At 63.9% G+C, this 18,099-nt stretch carries 19 protein-coding genes; 8 read left to right on the top strand and 11 right to left on the bottom strand.

The window, feature by feature from the left end; genetic code table 11:
- Positions 1-100: 100 nt before the first annotated feature.
- On the bottom strand, positions 101-637 hold the full coding sequence (gene rplS, locus ACX93L_RS17055; protein WP_169593267.1) for a 50S ribosomal protein L19: 537 nt from the start codon (positions 635-637) through the stop codon (positions 101-103).
- 257 nt (positions 638-894) lie between these two features.
- Between rplS and ACX93L_RS17050 the strand changes: the two genes are divergently transcribed.
- Positions 895-1,641: a sulfite exporter TauE/SafE family protein gene (locus tag ACX93L_RS17050; protein ID WP_459405930.1), complete on the top strand. Its 747-nt coding sequence runs from the start codon at positions 895-897 to the stop codon at positions 1,639-1,641.
- 109 nt (positions 1,642-1,750) lie between these two features.
- Here the strand turns inward: ACX93L_RS17050 and trmD are convergent, their stop codons facing one another.
- The 5 genes from trmD to ffh all read right to left on the bottom strand — a co-directional run bounded on the left by trmD (position 1,751) and on the right by ffh (position 5,558).
- Positions 1,751-2,425, bottom strand: a complete 675-nt coding sequence (gene trmD, locus ACX93L_RS17045) for a tRNA (guanosine(37)-N1)-methyltransferase TrmD (protein ID WP_459406244.1) — start codon at positions 2,423-2,425, stop codon at positions 1,751-1,753.
- Between the two features lie 11 nt (positions 2,426-2,436).
- Positions 2,437-3,015, bottom strand: coding sequence for a ribosome maturation factor RimM (gene rimM / locus ACX93L_RS17040; RefSeq protein ID WP_169593263.1), 579 nt, complete (start codon positions 3,013-3,015; stop codon positions 2,437-2,439).
- A 130-nt stretch (positions 3,016-3,145) separates the two neighbouring features.
- Positions 3,146-3,520: a 30S ribosomal protein S16 gene (rpsP, locus tag ACX93L_RS17035; RefSeq protein ID WP_459405929.1), complete on the bottom strand. Its 375-nt coding sequence runs from the start codon at positions 3,518-3,520 to the stop codon at positions 3,146-3,148.
- 129 nt (positions 3,521-3,649) lie between these two features.
- Positions 3,650-3,970, bottom strand: a complete 321-nt coding sequence (locus ACX93L_RS17030) for a chorismate mutase (RefSeq protein WP_459405928.1) — start codon at positions 3,968-3,970, stop codon at positions 3,650-3,652.
- A 13-nt stretch (positions 3,971-3,983) separates the two neighbouring features.
- On the bottom strand, positions 3,984-5,558 hold the full coding sequence (gene ffh, locus ACX93L_RS17025) for a signal recognition particle protein (RefSeq protein ID WP_459405927.1): 1,575 nt from the start codon (positions 5,556-5,558) through the stop codon (positions 3,984-3,986).
- Positions 5,559-5,881: 323 nt separating this feature from the next.
- Between ffh and ACX93L_RS17020 the strand changes: the two genes are divergently transcribed.
- From ACX93L_RS17020 to ACX93L_RS16995, 6 genes are all read left to right on the top strand, one after another.
- The gene (locus ACX93L_RS17020) at positions 5,882-6,886 is read left to right on the top strand and encodes an MBL fold metallo-hydrolase (RefSeq protein WP_459405926.1); all 1,005 of its coding nucleotides are present in this window, start codon (positions 5,882-5,884) and stop codon (positions 6,884-6,886) included.
- A 413-nt stretch (positions 6,887-7,299) separates the two neighbouring features.
- Positions 7,300-8,220, top strand: coding sequence for a diaminopimelate epimerase (gene dapF, locus ACX93L_RS17015; protein ID WP_459405925.1), 921 nt, complete (start codon positions 7,300-7,302; stop codon positions 8,218-8,220).
- Positions 8,217-9,491, top strand: a complete 1,275-nt coding sequence (mtaB, locus tag ACX93L_RS17010) for a tRNA (N(6)-L-threonylcarbamoyladenosine(37)-C(2))-methylthiotransferase MtaB (RefSeq protein ID WP_459405924.1) — start codon at positions 8,217-8,219, stop codon at positions 9,489-9,491. The genes dapF and mtaB overlap by 4 nt, the downstream gene beginning before the upstream one ends.
- Positions 9,492-9,508: 17 nt before the next feature.
- Positions 9,509-10,864 carry a signal recognition particle-docking protein FtsY gene (gene ftsY, locus ACX93L_RS17005; protein WP_459405923.1) on the top strand — a complete coding sequence of 452 codons (1,356 nt, stop codon included), beginning with the start codon at positions 9,509-9,511 and terminating at the stop codon, positions 10,862-10,864.
- A 43-nt stretch (positions 10,865-10,907) separates the two neighbouring features.
- On the top strand, positions 10,908-11,558 hold the full coding sequence (locus tag ACX93L_RS17000; protein ID WP_459405922.1) for a septation protein A: 651 nt from the start codon (positions 10,908-10,910) through the stop codon (positions 11,556-11,558).
- Positions 11,555-12,148 (top strand): DUF2585 domain-containing protein, encoded by a 594-nt coding sequence (locus tag ACX93L_RS16995; RefSeq protein WP_459405921.1) that lies wholly within the window; start codon positions 11,555-11,557, stop codon positions 12,146-12,148. The genes ACX93L_RS17000 and ACX93L_RS16995 overlap by 4 nt, the downstream gene beginning before the upstream one ends.
- A 12-nt stretch (positions 12,149-12,160) precedes the next feature.
- Here the strand turns inward: ACX93L_RS16995 and ACX93L_RS16990 are convergent, their stop codons facing one another.
- The 5 genes from ACX93L_RS16990 to ccmA are packed head-to-tail and all read right to left on the bottom strand — an operon-like array spanning position 12,161 to position 15,046.
- Positions 12,161-12,760 carry a DsbE family thiol:disulfide interchange protein gene (locus ACX93L_RS16990; RefSeq protein ID WP_459405920.1) on the bottom strand — a complete coding sequence of 200 codons (600 nt, stop codon included), beginning with the start codon at positions 12,758-12,760 and terminating at the stop codon, positions 12,161-12,163.
- A complete protein-coding gene (ccmD, locus tag ACX93L_RS16985; RefSeq protein WP_459405919.1) occupies positions 12,757-12,933 on the bottom strand; it encodes a heme exporter protein CcmD in 177 nt (58 codons plus the stop codon). The genes ACX93L_RS16990 and ccmD overlap by 4 nt, the downstream gene beginning before the upstream one ends.
- A gap of 2 nt (positions 12,934-12,935) precedes the next feature.
- On the bottom strand, positions 12,936-13,697 hold the full coding sequence (locus ACX93L_RS16980) for a heme ABC transporter permease (RefSeq protein WP_459405918.1): 762 nt from the start codon (positions 13,695-13,697) through the stop codon (positions 12,936-12,938).
- A 45-nt stretch (positions 13,698-13,742) separates the two neighbouring features.
- On the bottom strand, positions 13,743-14,402 hold the full coding sequence (gene ccmB / locus ACX93L_RS16975) for a heme exporter protein CcmB (RefSeq protein WP_169593235.1): 660 nt from the start codon (positions 14,400-14,402) through the stop codon (positions 13,743-13,745).
- Entirely contained in the window at positions 14,399-15,046 is a 648-nt protein-coding gene (gene ccmA / locus ACX93L_RS16970; protein ID WP_459405917.1) for a heme ABC exporter ATP-binding protein CcmA, read from the bottom strand. Before ccmA ends, ccmB begins: the two co-directional genes overlap by 4 nt.
- 277 nt (positions 15,047-15,323) lie before the next feature.
- Here ccmA and acnA point away from each other — a divergent pair, with 277 nt between their 5' ends.
- Positions 15,324-18,017, top strand: coding sequence for an aconitate hydratase AcnA (gene acnA, locus ACX93L_RS16965; RefSeq protein WP_459405916.1), 2,694 nt, complete (start codon positions 15,324-15,326; stop codon positions 18,015-18,017).
- Positions 18,018-18,099 lie beyond the last annotated feature (82 nt).

The following is an 18,099-nucleotide window of genomic DNA, read 5'->3' as shown; positions in this document are numbered from 1 at the left end:
AATGGACGCCGAAAGATGCAAGCGAGGCGCGCTGCCGCACCAAGGCAACAAAAAAGGCGGCCCGAAGACCGCCTTTTCCAATTCCCGAAGTAGGAAAGTCTTATTCTGCGGAGCCTTCGGCTGCAGCTGCGGCTTCGGCGGCAGCCTTTGCTTCAGCGGCTTCTGCTGCTGCCTTTTCGGCGGCGAGAGCCTGTGCTGCTGCAATCTTTTCAGCTTCGATGCGTGCCTTTTCCTCGGCAACGGCAGCGCGCTCGGCGTCGTTCAGCTTGCGGGCGCGCGAACCGGTGTTCTCGACGATACGAGCCGACTTGCCGCGACGATCGCGCAGGTAGTAGAGCTTGGCGCGACGAACCTTACCGCGACGAACGACTTCGACGCTTTCGACCATCGGCGAGTAGACCGGGAATACGCGCTCGACGCCTTCGCCGTAGGAGATCTTGCGAACGGTGAAGCTCTCGTTGATGCCGGCGCCCGAACGGCCGATGCAAACGCCTTCATAGGCCTGCACGCGGGTACGGTTGCCTTCCTTGACGGTGACGTTGACGCGGAGCGTGTCGCCGGCAGAGAATTCCGGAAGCTTGCGCTTGGCTTCGATCTTGGCGGCCTGTTCGGCTTCCAGCTGCTGAATGATGTTCATGTCTAACCTCGGTTCTTCTGAAACAGCCAGAGCGCTCGTCGATCCTTCGGTCCTTGCCTCCGGATGTTGTCCTTGCGGACGGGAGCGGTTACGCATGCTCTTTGTTTGTGGCAGACGGGCTAAGCCCATTTCCGAAGCGGGCCAATACACCAAACATCCCGACTTGTCACCCCTTCGGCGCATTTTTCTCGCCGCCGCACCATTGCGGTCCGGAGCCTGAGCGAATAACCGTGCGCGACCACGGAGGAAAGCCGCATATGTCGATCGCCACCCTTGTCCTGCTGTTTGCCGCCGGCTTTCTCTCCGGCGTCGTCAATGCGATCGCCGGGGGCGGCACCTTTCTGACCTTCGGCGCGATGACGCTCGCCGGCCTGCCGCCGATCGCGGCCAATGCCACGTCCTCGATCACCCAGTTTCCCGGCTATATCACTTCAACGCTCGCCTATCGAAGCGAATTCGCCTCTTTGAGGAAGAGCGCCCTGATCCTCGCTCTCGTCTCCGCGGTCGGCGCGCTCGGCGGTGCGCTGTTCCTGATCTCGCTCTCCAATCCGGCCTTTCGCGCCATGGTGCCTTGGCTGCTGATCGCCGCGACGATCGTTTTTGCGGCCGGGCCCAGACTCCGCCCGAAACTGGCCGGCGAGAGCCACCCGGCAACGCCGCTCGGACTTGCCCTGCAGGGGCTCACATCCTTTTATGGCGGCTTTTTCGGCGCCGGCATGGGCATCATGATGCTTGCCTCGCTCGGGCTCGCCAGCGGTGGCGACTATCATCGGCTGAACGCGCTCAAGAACTTCCTGTCGATCGTCATCGCCGCGGTGGCGATCTTGGTCTTCACCAGCGCCGGCGCAGTCTCCTGGACCCATGCCGCCGTCATGGTCCCGGCCGTCGCGATCGGCGGCTATGCCGGCGTCGCCCTCGCACGGAAGGTGCCGCAGGCCGTTCTGCGATGGATTGTCGTGGCGGCAGGCCTCGGCCTTGCGATCTATTACTTCGTCACAGGGTGAGGAATGGTCGGCGAAGCCGACGAAACGATCCAGCGAATCGTCTCGAATGACGAACGCCCTGAGCCCAAGCGGAGGGCAGGGCTGGGTAACCGCAGGCTCGACGCAGACGTTACTTCAGCAGATCCGGCCGGCGTTCGGCCGTCAGCTTCAGGGCCTGCTCGCGACGCCAGGCCTCGATGGCGGCGTGATTGCCCGACGTCAGTACCTCGGGGATCTCGCGTCCTTCGAAGGTCTGCGGCCGGGTATAGTGCGGGTGCTCGAGCAACCCGCCCTCGAAGCTTTCATGCACGCCGGACAGCTGGTTGCCCATCACGCCCGGCAGGATCCGCACCACCGCATCGAGCAGGGTCAGCGCCGCCGGTTCGCCGCCGGAGAGAATATAGTCGCCGATGGATACCTCCTCGAGCCCGCGTGCATCGATGACGCGCTGGTCGACGCCTTCGAAGCGTCCGCAGACGATGACCACGCCTTCGCCCTCGGCAATCGCCCTGACCCGTTCCTGGGTGAGCGGCCGTCCGCGCGGGCTCATCAGCAGCCGCGGACGGCCGTCGTCGGCAATCGAATCGATCGCACGCGCCAGCACATCCGGCTTCAGCACCATGCCGGCCCCGCCGCCCGACGGGGTGTCGTCGACGCTCCGGTGCTTGTCGAGGGCGAAATCTCGGATCTGCACGGCTTCGATCGACCAGTCACCGCGCTCCAGTGCGCGGCCCGCCAGTGCCTGGCCGAGATGGCCGGGAAACATGTCCGGATAAAGCGTCAGCACACTCGCCTTGAAGGGCATACGGCGATCGCTCACGAATCGTCCCGCGGCGGCTTGCCCTTGGGGCCTGCGCCATAAGGCTTCGCGTCATCCTCGTCCTTGAGGCCCGCCGCGATCGGATCGATCAGGATCTTTCCACCCTCGAGGTCGATTTCGAGGACTGCGGCCTCGGAGAACGGGATCAGTACGGGTCGCTTGCCCGGCCCCTTGAGTTCGAGCAGATCGCCGGCACCGAAATCGTAGACGCCGGTGACGGCGCCGTAGTGGTTGCCCTCGCCGTCATGGACTTCCAGACCTTCGAGATCGGCATAGTAGAACTCGTCCTCGTCGAGTTCCTCGTCCGGCAACGCGTCGCGCTCGATGAAGAGTTCAAGGCCGTTCAGGGCTTCCGCCGCATTGCGGTCGTTGACGCCCCGGAACCGCACGACGACGACATTCTTGGCTTCCCGCAGGTCGAGGATCTCGAAGACCCGTCCGTCCGCGCTGCGCAGGTTGCCATACTCACCGAGCGCCATCGGATCGGCAGTGAAGGTCTTCACCCGCACCTCGCCGCGCAGACCCTGCGCCGCGCCGATTACGGCCATCAATACGGGGTTTTCGAGCTTCGTCATCGTTTCGGTCTGTTCCGGTCGGAAAAAATGGGATCCTCGCTCCTTTTACGGCGAAGCGGGAAGAATGGGAAACGGAAAACGGGCGGCAGGAAGCCTGCCGCCCGTCGGAAATTACAGAAAGCGCCGTAACTTATTCTGCAGCGGCTTCGGCGGCAGCAGCAGCGGCTTCGGCAGCCTTCATTTCCTTTTCCTTGACGCGCTCGATCGCCTTCTTGCCCGGCTTTGCCTTTTCCGGGTTGTTGCGGGCGTCGCGCGTTGCGATGCCGGCTTCAGCGAGGAAGCGCAGGACGCGGTCGGTCGGCTGTGCGCCCTTGGCGAGCCAATCCTTGATGCGGTCGACGTTCAGCTCGACGCGCTTTTCGTTATCCTTGCCGAGCATCGGGTTCCACGAACCGACCTTCTCGAGGAAGCGGCCGTCACGCGGCGAGCGGGCGTCGGCAACGACGATCTGGTAGTAGGGGCGCTTCTTGGAACCACCACGGGCGAGACGAATCTTGAGGGACATGGGTTTACTCCTTGGTTCTTGATAGGGCCGCCTTCCGGCGGTCCGGGGTTCTTGTCGGGACTGCCTTGCGGTGGTCCCGGGCATGCTTTTGCGACCGCCTTGCGACGGCCCCGTTCTGACGAGGCCGTCTCAGACGACCTTTTCGGTGACGCCGCCTAGATCGGCGGCAATGGCTTCATGGTGCCGGATGACTTCCGTGATGATGAAGTTCAGGAACTTCTCGGCGAAATCCGGATCCAGATTGGCGTCCTGGGCCAGCCGGCGCAGTCGGGCGATCTGGTATTCCTCGCGCGCCGGGTCGGCCGGCGGCAGATCGTATTTGGCTTTAAGCACGCCGACCGCCTTGGTGCAGCGGAAGCGTTCGGCCAGCATGTGGACCAGCGCCGCGTCGATGTTGTCGATCGACTGGCGATAGCCGGAAAGCTGTTCCTTGACGGTCTGTTCGGTCATCGGTCTGGCTTCCTCACTTCTTCTTCGGCAGGCCCGGCAGGCCGCCCAGTCCGGGAAGTTTCGCGCCGCCGAGGCCCGGCAGGCCTCCACCGAGACCCGGCAGGCCGCCCATGCCGCCAAGACCCGGCGGCGGCTTGAGGCCAACCGCCTCGGCCTGCTTGGCAAGCGCCTCGAGCTGCTTCGGATCCATGCTGGACAGATCGGGCATGCCGCCCATGCCGCCGAGTCCGCCAAGGCCCATTTTCGAGGCAAGGCCGCCCATCATCTGCTTCATCATGCCGCCTTTGCCCTTGCCGCCCATCATCTTCATCATGTCGGCCATCTGGCGATGCATCTTGAGAAGCTTGTTGATTTCGGCGGCATCCGTGCCGGAACCGGCAGCGATGCGCTTCTTGCGGGAATGCTTGAGCAGGTCGGGATTGGCGCGTTCGGCCTTGGTCATCGAGGAGATGATCGCCATCTGCCGCTTGAACAGCTTGTCGTCCAGGCCGGCGGCGGCCATCTTGTCCTTCATGCCGGCCATGCCAGGCATCAGCCCCATGATGCCACCCATGCCGCCCATCTTCTGCATCTGGCTCAGCTGGTCGGCGAGGTCGTTGAGGTCGAACTTGCCCTTGGCCATCTTGGCGGCCATGGCGGCCGCCTTTTCGGCGTCGATGTTCTCAGCCGCCTTCTCGACCAGCGAGACGATGTCGCCCATGCCGAGGATGCGGTCGGCGATGCGGCGCGGATGGAACTCCTCGAGCTCCGTCATCTTCTCGCCGACGCCGATCAGCTTGATCGGCTTACCGGTGACGGCGCGCATCGACAGCGCCGCACCGCCACGGCCGTCGCCGTCCATGCGGGTGAGCACTAGGCCGGTAATGCCGACGCGTTCGTCGAAGTTTCGCGCCAGGTTGACGGCGTCCTGACCGGTCAGCGCATCGGCGACCAGCAGGATTTCATGCGGCCGCGAATTCTTCTTGATGTCGGCCATCTCGACCATCAAGGGCTCGTCGATATGCGTACGGCCCGCGGTGTCGAGGATGACGACGTCATGGCCGCCAAGCTTTGCGGCCTGCACGGCGCGGCTGGCGATATCGGTCGGCGACTGGCCGGCGATGATCGGCAGGACGTCGATGCCGGTCTGCTCCCCGAGCTGACGCAGTTGTTCCTGCGCTGCCGGACGGCGCGTGTCGAGCGAGGCGAGAAGGACTTTCTTCTTCTCGCGGTCGGTCAGCCGCTTGGCGATCTTGGCGGACGTGGTCGTCTTGCCCGAGCCCTGCAGGCCGACCATCATGATGACGACGGGGGCGGCAGCGGCGAGATCGACGCCGACGCCTTCGTTGCCGAGCATCTCGACCAGCTCGTCATGGACGATCTTGACGACCATCTGGCCGGGCTTGATCGACTTCAGGACGGCCGCGCCGACGGCCTTGTCGCGCACCCGGTCCGTGAAGGATCGCACGACCTCGAGCGCCACGTCGGCTTCGAGAAGCGCGCGGCGCACCTCGCGCAGCGCGGCGGAAACATCGGCTTCCGACAATGCGCCACGGCCGGTCAGTCCATTCAGAATGGAACCAAGGCGGTCCTGGAGGTTCTCGAACATCGGCTTTTCCTTGTCGTTTCGGGTTGCGTCACGGGTTCCCGAAACGTTGGTCTTTTCCGCGCTGAAAACAAGACGCAAAGCCAAAAACCACCCGAGGGCGCATCGCGCTGTCGGGTGTTGACCTCCGGGATCTCTTTATACCTTTTCGGGTCCCGGTCGGCGGCTCGGAGTGCATGTCTCGTCGCAGATTGAGCGCGATAAACAGGAAAAGCGCCGGAAAGTCAAGACTTGCAGGGAAAATCGCCCTCCTCGCCCGCGTGGCCCATTGCAAGCTGCCTTGCACACCCCAGATGTTGGGCTCCCGACAACCGTCACGGTGGACCATGGCGAGCAAATCCGCAAATCCCTATTTTCAAGGCCCCGTGACCGATCATTTCGACGGCACCCGCTTCTTCAATCCGGAAGGCGTGGAGCCCGGCAATCTCAGCGATCTTTGGAAATGGAAGACCAACGGCCAGCGCGCCCGGTGGCCGAAGCGCGTGCCCCTGAGGCGCGAGCAAGCCCCGCCAAAGGAACGGGTCGGCGGTGATGACCTCCGCGTCACGATGATCGGCCATGCCTCCCTGCTGATCCAGGTCGCTGGCCTCAACATCCTGACCGATCCGGTCTGGTCGCCGCGCGCTAGCCCTTTTTCCTTCGCCGGACCGAAACGCGTGGTCGAGCCGGGCATCGCCTTCGACGCCCTGCCGCCGATCGATCTCGTGCTCGTGACCCACAATCACTACGACCATCTCGACCTCGCGACACTCGCCCGCCTTCAGAAAGTCCACCGCCCCCGCATCGTCACGCCGCTTGGCAACGACGCCATCATGCGCCCGCGCCTTGCCGGGGCACGGATCGACACGATGGACTGGGGCGACAGCCTCGGGATCGCCGACGGCGTCACCCTTCACGCCGAGCCCTGCCACCACTGGTCGGCGCGCGGCATCGGCGATCGCCGCATGGCGCTCTGGGCCGCCTTTGTGCTCGAGACCCCTGTGGGCCGGATCTATCACATCGGCGATACCGGCTTCCACGACGGCATCAACTATCGCACCGCGGCCGAAAAGCACGGTGCCTTCCGTCTGGCCATCCTGCCCATCGGCGCCTACGAGCCGCGTTGGTTCATGAAAGGTCAGCACCAGAATCCGGAAGAAGCCGTGATTGGCATGCGGCTCGCCAACGCGGCCTTCGCCGTCGGCCACCACTTCGGCACTTTCCAGCTGACCGACGAGGCGATCGAAACTCCGGTCGAGCACCTGGCCGACGCGCTCGCCACCCACGCCATCGCCCCCGCCCGCTTCCGCCCTTTGCGCGCCGGTGAGATCTTCGACGTGCCCGCAGTGTGATTTCCTTCGGCGACGTTTCGCCATTCGTCCCGACCGCCTCGCTTCCCAGGCCGGGCGAACTGGCGCTCGGGGTTGTCGGCCGTGCGGGCATGTTCGGCGCCTGACGCCCCGATGGCGCAGAAAATCCATGCGACGCGAGCCCAAGCTCAAGGTCGTCGTCCGGGTTCGCTGGTCACCGAGTCCGCAAACGCCCCGTAAGTACGCCCGCGCAAATATCCCCGTCCGCTCAAGTTCGCCTTGGGCAAATGGAAATGAAAGCGAAACCGGAGGGCGTTAGCCCGGCCAGGGCTTTGACACGCCACGAGTAAGACACCTTGGTGCCGCCCGTATCGCAACCGCCTCCTTTACGCCCGACACTGGTAATTTCCGGCGGTTTCCGCCATATAGGCCCGAAGACATTGGGGAATGAGCAGATGGCATCGATGGTCGAATTCGCGAAGATGAACGGACTTGGCAACAAGATCCTGGTCGTCGACATGCGCGGCCGTAAGGACACCGTGACGCCAGAGGCCGCGATTGCACTGGCCGCCGATCCGCAGACCAGCTTCGACCAGATCATGGCGATCCACGATCCGAAGATCGAGGGCACCGACGCCTGGATCGACATCATCAATTGCGACGGCACGCTCGCCCAGGCCTGCGGCAACGGCACGCGCTGCGTCGTCCAGGCGCTCTCCGCCGAGACCGGCCGCAAGACCTTCACCTTCCACACGCTGGCCGGCATCCTCAATGCCGTCGAGCACGAGGACGGCATGATCTCCGTCGACATGGGCAAGCCCGTCTTCGAATGGGACCGCATCCCGCTGTCGGAAGAATTCCATGACACCAGCCGGATCGAGCTTCAGATCGGCCCGATCGACGCGCCGATCCTCCACTCCCCCTCGGTCGCCTCCATGGGCAATCCGCACGCGATCTTCTGGGTCGATCGCGACCCGATGAGCTTCGAGCTCGAGCGCTTCGGCCCGCTCCTCGAAAACCACCCGATCTTCCCGGAAAAGGCCAACATCACGCTGGCCCAGGTGACGGGCAAGGACACCCTTCGCACCCGGACCTGGGAGCGCGGCGCCGGGCTCACGCTGGCCTGCGGTTCGGCCGCCTGCGCTGCCGGCGTCTCGGCCGCCCGAACCGGCCGCACCGGCCGCAAGGTTACCATCGATGTGGCCTCCAGCCCGAGCGGCCAGCCGCTCATCATCGAATGGCGCGAACACAATGATCGCGTCGTCATGACCGGCCCGGCCGAATGGGAATGGTCCGGCCATCTCGATCCCAAGACAGGAAGCTGGCAACGGGACCCCGAGACCGGCTCCGATGCAGCCGGAGCTTTGGCGACGTGAGCGGCCTCGACGTCATCACCTTCGGATGTCGGCTGAACACCTACGAATCCGAAGTGATGAAGGCCGAGGCGGCGAAAGCCGGTCTCGACAATGCCGTTCTCGTCAACACCTGCGCCGTCACCGGCGAGGCCGTGCGCCAGGCCCGCCAGGCGATCCGCCGCGCCCGTCGTGACAATCCCAATGCCCGCATCATCGTCACCGGCTGTGCCGCACAGACCGACGCGGCGGGCTTTGCCGCCATGCCGGAGGTCGACGCCGTCCTCGGCAACGAGGAGAAGCTGAAGGCCGAACACTATCGGGCATTGCCCGATTTCGGCGTCGCGGCCGAGGAAAAGCTGCGCGTCAACGACATCATGAGCGTGACCGAGACAGCCCCCCAGTTGGTCGGCCACATCGACGGGCATGTCCGTGCCTTCATTCAGGTCCAGAACGGCTGCGATCATCGCTGCACCTTCTGCATCATCCCCTTCGGCCGCGGCAATTCCCGTTCCGTCCCCATGGGTGCGATCGTCGACCAGGCGCGCAAGCTGGTGGCGAACGGTTATCGCGAGGTGGTGCTGACCGGCGTCGACGCCACCAGCTACGGGGCGAACCTGCCGGGCAGCCCGACGCTCGGTCTGCTGGCCCGAACACTCCTGAAGCAGGTGCCGGAGATCGCCCGGCTACGCCTCTCGTCGATCGACGGCATCGAGGCTGATCGGCATCTCTTCGATCTCATCGCCGATGAACCCCGCTTCATGCCGCATCTGCATCTGTCCCTGCAGCATGGCGACGACATGATCCTGAAGCGCATGAAGCGCCGGCATTCGCGCGCCGATGCGATCGCCTTTGCCGAACAGGTCCGCCGGCTGCGTCCCACCATGAGCTTCGGCGCCGACATGATCGCCGGTTTCCCGACGGAAACGGAAGACATGGCCGCCAACTCCGCCAGCCTTGCGGAAGAGATCGGCATCGCCCAGCTGCACGTCTTTCCTTACAGCCCTCGCCCCGGCACACCGGCCGCTCGCATGCCGCAGGTCGACCGCCGCCTGGTCAAGGAGCGGGCCGCCTCTCTCCGGGCTACGGCGGAACGCCTGCAGGCGCGGCATCTCGCCTCGATGGTCGGGACACGCCAGACCATCCTTGTCGAAATGACCGGGATGGCCCATACGGAGAACTTCACGCTGGTCGCAGCGCCGGGGCTTCAACCTCGCAGCCTTGCGACGGTGACGATCATCGGCCACAACGGCCGCCATCTCGACATGCAACCGGCGGCCGCCTCGGCCGCCTGACAGAACGGACAGCTTCCATGGCGCTCGGCTTCATCAAGAAAGTCTTCACCTTCGGCAAGGAAAAGCCGGCGGCCGACGCGACCGCACCGAAGGAAGACTTCGCCGAACTCGTCGAAAAGGCCGAGCAGCTCGACCTCGACGAAACGCTGGAAACCTTGCCGGAGGCGGCGGACCCGGTTGCTCCTGAGGTCGTGGATACAGCCGGCGGCCCGGCGACCGACGAAGTCGAGGCCGGCGAAGATCTGGTAGAGGCAGCGTCCGAAACCTTCGAGCCTTCTGCGGTGGCAGACGGCGCCGCTCTGGACGAAGAAGAACTCCGGCCGCAGCCCGAACAGCCCGCCGATCTCTCCCATGGCGACCTGCGCTCCGACGACGAGACCGGCATCGCGCTACCGAGGGGTTTTGCCACCGCGGCAAAAGCCCCGGAGCCGGAGCCGGAAGCGCCGCAGGAACGCCTGACCTGGTTCCAGCGGCTCCGCCGGGGCCTCTTGCGGACCTCGTCCCAGCTCACCGGCCAGATCGCGGCGCTCTTCACCAAGCGCAAGCTCGACGAAGACACCCTCGACGAACTCGAGGACCTGCTGATCCAGGCCGACCTCGGCGTCGAAACCGCGATGCGCATTACCGGCGCGCTGTCGTCCGAGCGCTACGGCAAGGACGTGAGCGGCGAGGACGTCGCCGGCATCATGGCCGCCGAGATCACCAAGGTGCTGAAACCGGTCGCAAGGCCGCTGGAGCTCGACCTCTCCCACAAGCCGCATGTCATCCTGGTCGTCGGCGTCAACGGAACCGGCAAGACGACGACGATCGGCAAGCTGGCCGCCAAGCTCTCCGGCTCCGGCCTGAAGGTCATGCTCGCCGCCGGCGACACCTTCCGCGCCGCGGCGATCGAGCAGTTGAAGATATGGGCCGACCGCACCGGCTCGACCTTCATCGGCACCCGGCTCGGCGCCGATGCCGCGGGCCTTGCCTATGACGCCTTCGAGAAGGCGCGGGCCGAAAAGAGCGACGTGCTGATCATCGACACGGCCGGCCGGCTGCAGAACAAGACCGAACTGATGGCCGAGCTCGAAAAGATCGTCCGCGTTCTGGGCAAGCTCGACCCCGACGCCCCGCACACCGTCCTCCAGACGCTCGACGCCACGACCGGGCAGAATGCGATGAATCAGGTCGAGATCTTCCGCAATATCGCCGGCGTCAACGGGCTGATCATGACCAAGCTCGACGGCACCGCGCGCGGCGGCATCCTCGTCGCCATCGCCGCCAAGCACAATCTTCCCGTCTATTTCATCGGCGTCGGCGAAGGAATTGACGATCTCGAGCCCTTCGAGGCGGCAGATTTCGCCAGCGCCATCGCCGGACTGCCACATTGAACGGCGGCCGCGGCAAAGCAAAACGGATTTGAAAGACGAAACGATGAGCAATTTCGAGAGCGACACCAAGCCGACCCCCGAGGAGCGCCATCATCCGCTGCTCAAGATGGCGCTGGAGATCGGGCCGCTGCTCGTCTTCTTCTTCGGCAACCTGCGCGGCGAGTGGTTGGCCAGGACGTTTCCGGCCCTGTCCGCCGTCGGCGGCCCGCTTTTCATCGCGACCGCCCTCTTCATGGTCGCGACTGTCGCCTCGCTGATCGTTTCGAAGATCGTCTTCCGCCACCTGCCCATCATGCCTTTCGTTTCGGGCGTCGTGGTCATGGTCTTCGGATCGCTGTCGATCTGGCTCCAGGATGAAACGTTCATCAAGATGAAGCCCACCATCGTCAACTCGTTGTTCGGCATCGTCCTGCTCGGCGGGCTCGTCTTCGGAAAATCCTTGCTCGGCTACGTTTTCAACGCCGCCTTCCGCCTCGATGAGGAAGGCTGGCGCAAGCTGACCCTTCGCTGGGGCGTGTTTTTCCTGTTTCTCGCCGTTCTCAACGAGGTTGTCTGGCGCAACTTCTCCGACGCCGCCTGGGTGAACTTCAAGGTCTGGGGCACGATGCCGATCACTATCCTGTTCACCCTCGCCCAGATGCCGCTGATCATGCGTCACTCGGTCGAGGATACCGCCGAGGAAAAAGCGCAATGACCGGCGGCCCGATCGCAACGACGGTCGATCCGCGCGCCGCGCGCCTTTGGCTCGGTCTCGCCGCCGGACTGCTTGCCGCGCAGATCGTGATCCTCTTCGCTATGGGGCGTATCCCGATCTGCGAATGCGGTTACGTCAAGCTGTTCGAGCCGGGCGTCAACACAGCCGGCAATTCGCAGCACATCGGTGACTGGTACACGCCCTCGCACATCATCCACGGCTTCCTGTTCTACGGGCTCGCCACGCTCGTGATGCGCCGCGCCGCCGTCGGCGCCAAGTTGTCGCTTGCCATCATCATTGAGGGCGCATGGGAGATCCTGGAAAACTCGCCGATCATCATCGACCGCTACCGCACCGCCACCATGGCGATCGGCTATACCGGCGACAGCGTGCTGAATTCGGCGATGGACACGGTCTTCATGGCGCTCGGCTTCCTCTTCGCCGCCCGCGCGCCCGTCTGGTTGACCATCGTGATCGCGGTCTTCTTCGAGCTGTTCACCGGCTGGCTGATCCGCGACAACCTGACCCTCAACGTCCTGATGCTGGTCTGGCCACTCGACATCGTCCGGGAATGGCAGGCGGCGCTCTGACGGCTCAAGCGATTATGAACCGGCCAGCGCCTTCTCGATCGCGGGATAAAGGCCCGTTTGCAGCGATTGCGGGTCGAAGGGGCCGACCTTCTTGTAGAGGATAGTCCCGTCGGCGGCGACCAGATAGCTTTCCGGAATGCCGTAGACGCCCCAATCGATCGCGGCCTGGCCATTCGGGTCGACGCCGATTGCACGGTAGGGATTGCCGAGTTCGCCGAGGAAGCGCAGCGCGTTGTCGTTCTTGTCCTTGTAGTTGATGCCAACAACGTTGAGCCGGGTATCCTTGGAAAGCTCTTTCAGGATCGGGTGCTCCTGGCGGCAGGGCACGCACCAAGACGCAAACACGTTGACCAGCGTCAGCTTGCCGGCGATGGCCGGGCTGGTGAGCGGCGGGGTATTGGAGCCGTCGAGAGCGGGAAGATCGAGGGTCGGAGCCTTTGTGCCAATCAGCGCCGAGGGGATTTCGGAGACGTTCTTGCCGTTGAAATCCTGATCATAGAGCATCTTGCCGGCCGTTCCGGCAATCACCGCAAAAACGAGAAGCGGAACCGCGGCAAGCAGATAACGGCCGACACCCTTGCCCGGTGCGGTGTTCTGTTGATTGTCACTCATTGCGGCGAAGTCTCGGTTGCAGCAGCATTGGACCGACGGCGGATACCGGCAGCCTCCAGGGCCCGGAGCTCGGCCTGGCGCGCCCGGCCGTCGAGCCAGGTCCAGCCGATCAGGGCGAACACGATCGCCCCGCTGATGCCGTAGGACAGATAGATGTAGAAGGCGTGGCTCATCGTCAGCCCTCCCGTCCGGCCATGCGGGCGGCCATGCGGCGCTGGGTCGCGATCCGCCTCCGCCAGATCTCGTTGCGCATCGCCATCAGGTGCAGCGTGAAGAACAGAAGCGTGAAGGCAATCGCCATGACCAGCAGCGGCCAGAGGAACTCCGGGTCGATCGTCGGGCCGTCGAGCCGGATGACGCTCGCGGGCTGGTGCAGCGTGTTCCACCACTCGACCGAGAACTTGATGATCGGGATGTTGACGAAACCGACGAGGATCAGCACCGCACTCAGGCGGGCGGCCCTGGGCGCATCATCCATGGCACGATTGAGCGCGATCAGGCCGAGATACATCAGGAACAGCACGAAGACGGACGTCAGCCGCGCGTCCCAGACCCACCAGGTGCCCCACATCGGCTTGCCCCAGAGGGAGCCCGTGACGAGCGCGATCAGCGTGAAGGCAGCCCCGAGCGGTGCAGCGGCCTTGTGGCTCACATCGGCGAGCGGATGGCGCCAGACCAGCGTGCCGATCGCCGAGATCGCCATGACCGAATAGCACATCATCGACAGCCAGGCTGCCGGCACATGCACATACATGATGCGCACGGTCTCGCCCTGCTGGTAGTCGCCCTCGGTGGTAAAGCTCATGTAGAGCCCGAGGACGAGAAGAAGCGCGGTCACGCCGCCGAGCCAAGGCAGGATCCGGCCCGACAGGGCCAGGAATCGCGTCGGATTGGCGAGTTCGCTAAACTTCGAGATGACAAGGCTCGTGGTGTTCATGGAATGCTTCTAACCTGAGAGCCCTTGCTCTGCAATTGATCCCGGTCAATCCGAGGAGCTGCGCAGCGCCAGCGCCGCGGCAAGCGGTCCGATGACGGCGAAGAACAGGGTGATGGCGATCAGGAACAGGAACGGGGGCATGAAGGGCGCGGGATCCTCGACGGCGGCATAGGAGGCGCTGACCCCGAAGATCAGCACCGGTATCGCCAGCGGCAACACCAGGATGGATACCAGAAGCCCGCCGCGTGGCAAGGCGACGGCAACCGCCGCTCCCGCCGCTCCGATAAACGTGATCGCCGGTGATCCGACGAGAAGCGTCAGCATCACGGCGCCGATCGCCACCTCGTTCATGTTCATGAAGAGGCCGAGCAGCGGCGAAGCGATCACCAGCGGCAGGCTGGTTGCGACCCAATGGGCCAGGCACTTGACGAACACGGTGAGTACCAGCGGGGTCTCCTGCATCAGGACGAGGTCCAGCGACCCATCGTCGCGGTCGGCCTGGAACAGCCGGTCGAGCCCGAGAAGAGCGGCGAGAAGTGCACCGATCCAGACGATCGCCGGCCCGATTCGCGACAGCAGATTGAGATCCGGCCCCACGCCGAAGGGGATGACCGCCACCACGGTCATAAAGAACAGCACGCCGATCAGCGCCCCACCCCCGGCACGCACGGAGAGCTTCAGGTCACGGAGGAATAGGGCGATCATGCCATTTCCTCCGTCTCGTGATACTCGAAACCCTTCATGACCAGCGCCTTGGCGTCCTTGAGCCCCAGCGGCTGATGGGTCGCGGCGATCGCGATACCGCCTTTGGCGAGGTGTTCATGCACCAGTCCGGCGAACATCTCATCGGCGCTGGCGTCGAGTGCAGCGGTGGGCTCGTCGAGAATCCAGACCGGGCGATGCGCGACCAGCAGCTTGGCCATGGCGAAACGCCGCTGCTGTCCGGCGGAAAGATAGCCGAAGGGAAGATGCGTTATCCCGCCGAGCCCGACCATGTCCGCGGCCTCTTCGATGGAGCGGCCCCGGCCGCCTTCGACGTCGCCGAGGAAGGACTGCCAGAAGCCGAGGTTCTCGATGACGGTGAGCTCCTGTTTCATCGCGTTTCGATGACCGAGATAGTGGCTCACCTCGCGCGCCGGACGGCTTTCCCGACCGTCACGGAACACCGCTTCGACGCGGCCTTTATCGGGCCTCAAGAGACCGGCGAGCACGCGCAGCAAGGTCGACTTCCCGGAGCCGTTCCGCCCCGTGAGCACCATCGCCTCTCCAGGCGCCAACTGAAAGGAAACATTAACGAAAATCAGGTCTTCGCCACGCCGGGCAGCGAGGTCTTCGGCTATCAGCCGCATCGGTTTGAACCTTCCGGCGATGGGTCCATCGCCCTTTCAAAAAATTGTCCGAATTCGCCATTCGTTGGTCTGGCACCTTTCTTAGAAATTATCTATAAGACCTGCAACCACGCCAGCGGTCGGCGTGAAGTTCATCCTTGTGCCGAACTTGGAGTTGCTTACGGGCAATTTTCACGTGCGGACAGCGGAAATGGCCGTACCCGCATCCTGATGTGCATGAAGTGCATAGGCGTCCGCACGAATGTGTAGGCTATCAGAATAAGCGGGGTTTTTATCCGTGTCCAAATCCATCGACAGCTTCAATTGTCGTTCGACGCTTTCCGTCAACGGCAAGGATTATGTCTATTACAGCCTTCCCAAGGCCGAGGCCAACGGCCTGGCGGGCGTTTCGAAGCTTCCCTACTCGATGAAGGTTCTGCTCGAGAACCTGCTCCGCAACGAAGACGGCCGTTCGGTCACCAAGAAGGACATCGAGGCGATCGCCGCCTGGCTGGTCGACAAGGGCACGGCCGAGGCCGAAATCGCCTATCGTCCGGCCCGCGTGCTGATGCAGGACTTCACCGGCGTTCCCGCCGTCGTTGACCTCGCAGCCATGCGCGACGGCATCAAGGCCCTCGGTGGTGATCCGGAAAAGATCAACCCGCTCGTTCCCGTCGACCTCGTCATCGACCACTCGGTCATCGTCGACGAATTCGGCACGCCGCAGGCCTTTGCCCGCAACGTCGAGCTGGAATACCAGCGCAACGGCGAGCGCTACCGCTTCCTCAAGTGGGGCCAGCAGGCGTTCAAGAACTTCCGCGTCGTTCCTCCAGGCACCGGCATCTGTCACCAGGTCAACTTCGAATATCTCGGCCAGACCGTCTGGACGAAGGAAGAAGACGGCGAAACGATCGCCTATCCGGACACCTGCGTCGGCACCGACAGCCACACCACGATGATCAACGGCCTCGGCGTTCTCGGCTGGGGCGTCGGCGGCATCGAGGCTGAAGCCGCCATGCTCGGCCAGCCGGTCTCCATGCTGCTGCCGGAAGTCATCGGCTTCAAGCTGACCGGCAAGCTCAAGGAAGGCGTCACCGCGACCGACCTCGTGCTCACCGTCGTGCAGATGCTGCGCAAGAAGGGCGTCGTTTCCAAGTTCGTCGAATTCTTCGGCCCGGGCATGGACAACATGCCGGTTTCCGACCGTGCCACCATCGGCAACATGGGTCCGGAATACGGTGCGACCTGCGGCTTCTTCCCGGTCGACGCCGAAACCGTCAACTACCTCAACATGTCCGGCCGCTCCAAGGACCGCATCGCCCTCGTCGAAGCCTATTCCAAGGCCCAGGGCATGTGGCGTGACAATGATGGCTCGCAGCTCGTCTTCACCGACACGCTGGAACTCGACCTCGGCGACGTCGTCCCGTCCATGGCCGGCCCGAAGCGTCCGGAAGGCCGCCTTCCGCTCGAGACCATCGCACCGAACTTCGCGACCGCTCTTGAGAATGACTACAAGAAGCAGAGCCAGATCGACGCGCGTTATGCCGTCGAAGGCGAAGCCTTCGATCTCGGCCACGGCGACGTCTGCATCGCCGCCATCACGTCCTGCACCAACACTTCGAACCCGAGCGTGCTGATCGCCGCCGGCCTTCTCGCCCGCAACGCCGTTGCCAAGGGCCTGAAGTCCAAGCCATGGGTCAAGACCTCGCTCGCACCGGGAAGCCAGGTTGTCGGCGAGTACCTCTCCAAGTCCGGCCTGCAGGCCGACCTCGACAAGCTCGGCTTCAACCTCGTCGGCTACGGCTGCACGACCTGCATCGGCAACTCCGGCCCGCTGCCGGCACCGATCTCGAAGACGATCAACGACAAGGGCCTGATCACCGCAGGCGTTCTGTCGGGCAACCGCAACTTCGAAGGCCGTATCTCGCCGGACGTCCAGGCCAATTACCTGGCCTCGCCGCCGCTCGTCGTCGCCTACGCGCTCGCCGGCACGGTTCAGAAGGACCTGACCAAGGAGCCACTCGGCGAAGACCAGAACGGCAACCCGGTCTATCTCAAGGACATCTGGCCGACCTCGCACGAGATCCAGGAATTCATCGCCAAATACGTCACCCGCGAACTCTTCGAATCAAAGTACGCTGACGTGTTCAAGGGCGACGAGAACTGGCAGGCCGTCCAGGTTCCGGCTGGCCAGACCTATGCCTGGGATGACAAGTCGACCTATGTCCAGAACCCGCCCTACTTCGTCGGCATGGGCAAGACCGGTTCCGGCGTGTCGAACATCGTCAACGCCCGCGTTCTCGGCCTGTTCGGCGACAAGATCACCACCGACCACATTTCTCCGGCCGGTTCGATCAAGGCAGCCTCGCCGGCTGGTGCCTACCTCATGGAAAACGGCGTCGGTGTCGCCGACTTCAACCAGTACGGCACGCGTCGCGGCAACCATGAAGTCATGATGCGTGGCACGTTTGCCAACATCCGCATCCGCAACCACATGCTCGGCCCGAACGGCAAGGAAGGTGGCTACACCATCCATTATCCGTCGAAGGAAGAGATGTCGATCTACGACGCGGCCATGAAGTACAAGGCCGAAGGCACGCCGCTGGTCATCTTCGCGGGCGTCGAATACGGCAACGGTTCGTCGCGTGACTGGGCCGCCAAGGGCACTAACCTCTTGGGCGTTCGCGCCGTGGTCGCCCAGTCCTTCGAGCGCATTCACCGCTCGAACCTGGTCGGCATGGGCGTCATCCCCTTCTGCTTCGAGGAAGGCACCACCTGGGCCTCGCTCAACCTGAAGGGCGACGAGACCGTCACCATCGAAGGCCTCGACGGCGAGATCAAGCCGCGCGAGAAGAAGATCGCCAAGATCACCTATGCCGACGGTTCGGTAAAGGAGATCCCGCTGGTCTGCCGCATCGATACGCTGGACGAAGTCACCTACGTCAACAACGGCGGTATCCTGCAGACCGTTCTGCGCGATCTCGCCGCCTGAGCATGAACGCATCCTGAAAAGGGCCGCCGGGCATTCCCGGCGGCCCTTTTTCTCGTCCGGGGCGAGCCGCTCTTGTCCTCTC

This window comes from Rhizobium sp. CAU 1783, from assembly GCF_054551725.1.
Note: the sequence above shows the minus strand (reverse complement) of the source record. Positions and strands in the feature narration are given on the sequence as shown.

Bases quoted from the DNA above. Each gene is read 5' to 3' on its own strand.
- rplS (WP_169593267.1), bottom strand. From the start codon at position 637: ATGAACATCATTCAGCAGCTGGAAGCCGAACAGGCCGCCAAGATCGAA.
- ACX93L_RS17050 (WP_459405930.1), top strand. From the start codon at position 895: ATGTCGATCGCCACCCTTGTCCTGCTGTTTGCCGCCGGCTTTCTCTCC.
- trmD (WP_459406244.1), bottom strand. From the start codon at position 2,425: ATGCCCTTCAAGGCGAGTGTGCTGACGCTTTATCCGGACATGTTTCCC.
- rimM (WP_169593263.1), bottom strand. From the start codon at position 3,015: ATGACGAAGCTCGAAAACCCCGTATTGATGGCCGTAATCGGCGCGGCG.
- rpsP (WP_459405929.1), bottom strand. From the start codon at position 3,520: ATGTCCCTCAAGATTCGTCTCGCCCGTGGTGGTTCCAAGAAGCGCCCC.
- ACX93L_RS17030 (WP_459405928.1), bottom strand. From the start codon at position 3,970: ATGACCGAACAGACCGTCAAGGAACAGCTTTCCGGCTATCGCCAGTCG.
- ffh (WP_459405927.1), bottom strand. From the start codon at position 5,558: ATGTTCGAGAACCTCCAGGACCGCCTTGGTTCCATTCTGAATGGACTG.
- ACX93L_RS17020 (WP_459405926.1), top strand. From the start codon at position 5,882: ATGGCGAGCAAATCCGCAAATCCCTATTTTCAAGGCCCCGTGACCGAT.
- dapF (WP_459405925.1), top strand. From the start codon at position 7,300: ATGGCATCGATGGTCGAATTCGCGAAGATGAACGGACTTGGCAACAAG.
- ftsY (WP_459405923.1), top strand. From the start codon at position 9,509: ATGGCGCTCGGCTTCATCAAGAAAGTCTTCACCTTCGGCAAGGAAAAG.
- ACX93L_RS17000 (WP_459405922.1), top strand. From the start codon at position 10,908: ATGAGCAATTTCGAGAGCGACACCAAGCCGACCCCCGAGGAGCGCCAT.
- ACX93L_RS16995 (WP_459405921.1), top strand. From the start codon at position 11,555: ATGACCGGCGGCCCGATCGCAACGACGGTCGATCCGCGCGCCGCGCGC.
- ACX93L_RS16990 (WP_459405920.1), bottom strand. From the start codon at position 12,760: ATGAGTGACAATCAACAGAACACCGCACCGGGCAAGGGTGTCGGCCGT.
- ccmD (WP_459405919.1), bottom strand. From the start codon at position 12,933: ATGAGCCACGCCTTCTACATCTATCTGTCCTACGGCATCAGCGGGGCG.
- ACX93L_RS16980 (WP_459405918.1), bottom strand. From the start codon at position 13,697: ATGAACACCACGAGCCTTGTCATCTCGAAGTTTAGCGAACTCGCCAAT.
- ccmB (WP_169593235.1), bottom strand. From the start codon at position 14,402: ATGATCGCCCTATTCCTCCGTGACCTGAAGCTCTCCGTGCGTGCCGGG.
- ccmA (WP_459405917.1), bottom strand. From the start codon at position 15,046: ATGCGGCTGATAGCCGAAGACCTCGCTGCCCGGCGTGGCGAAGACCTG.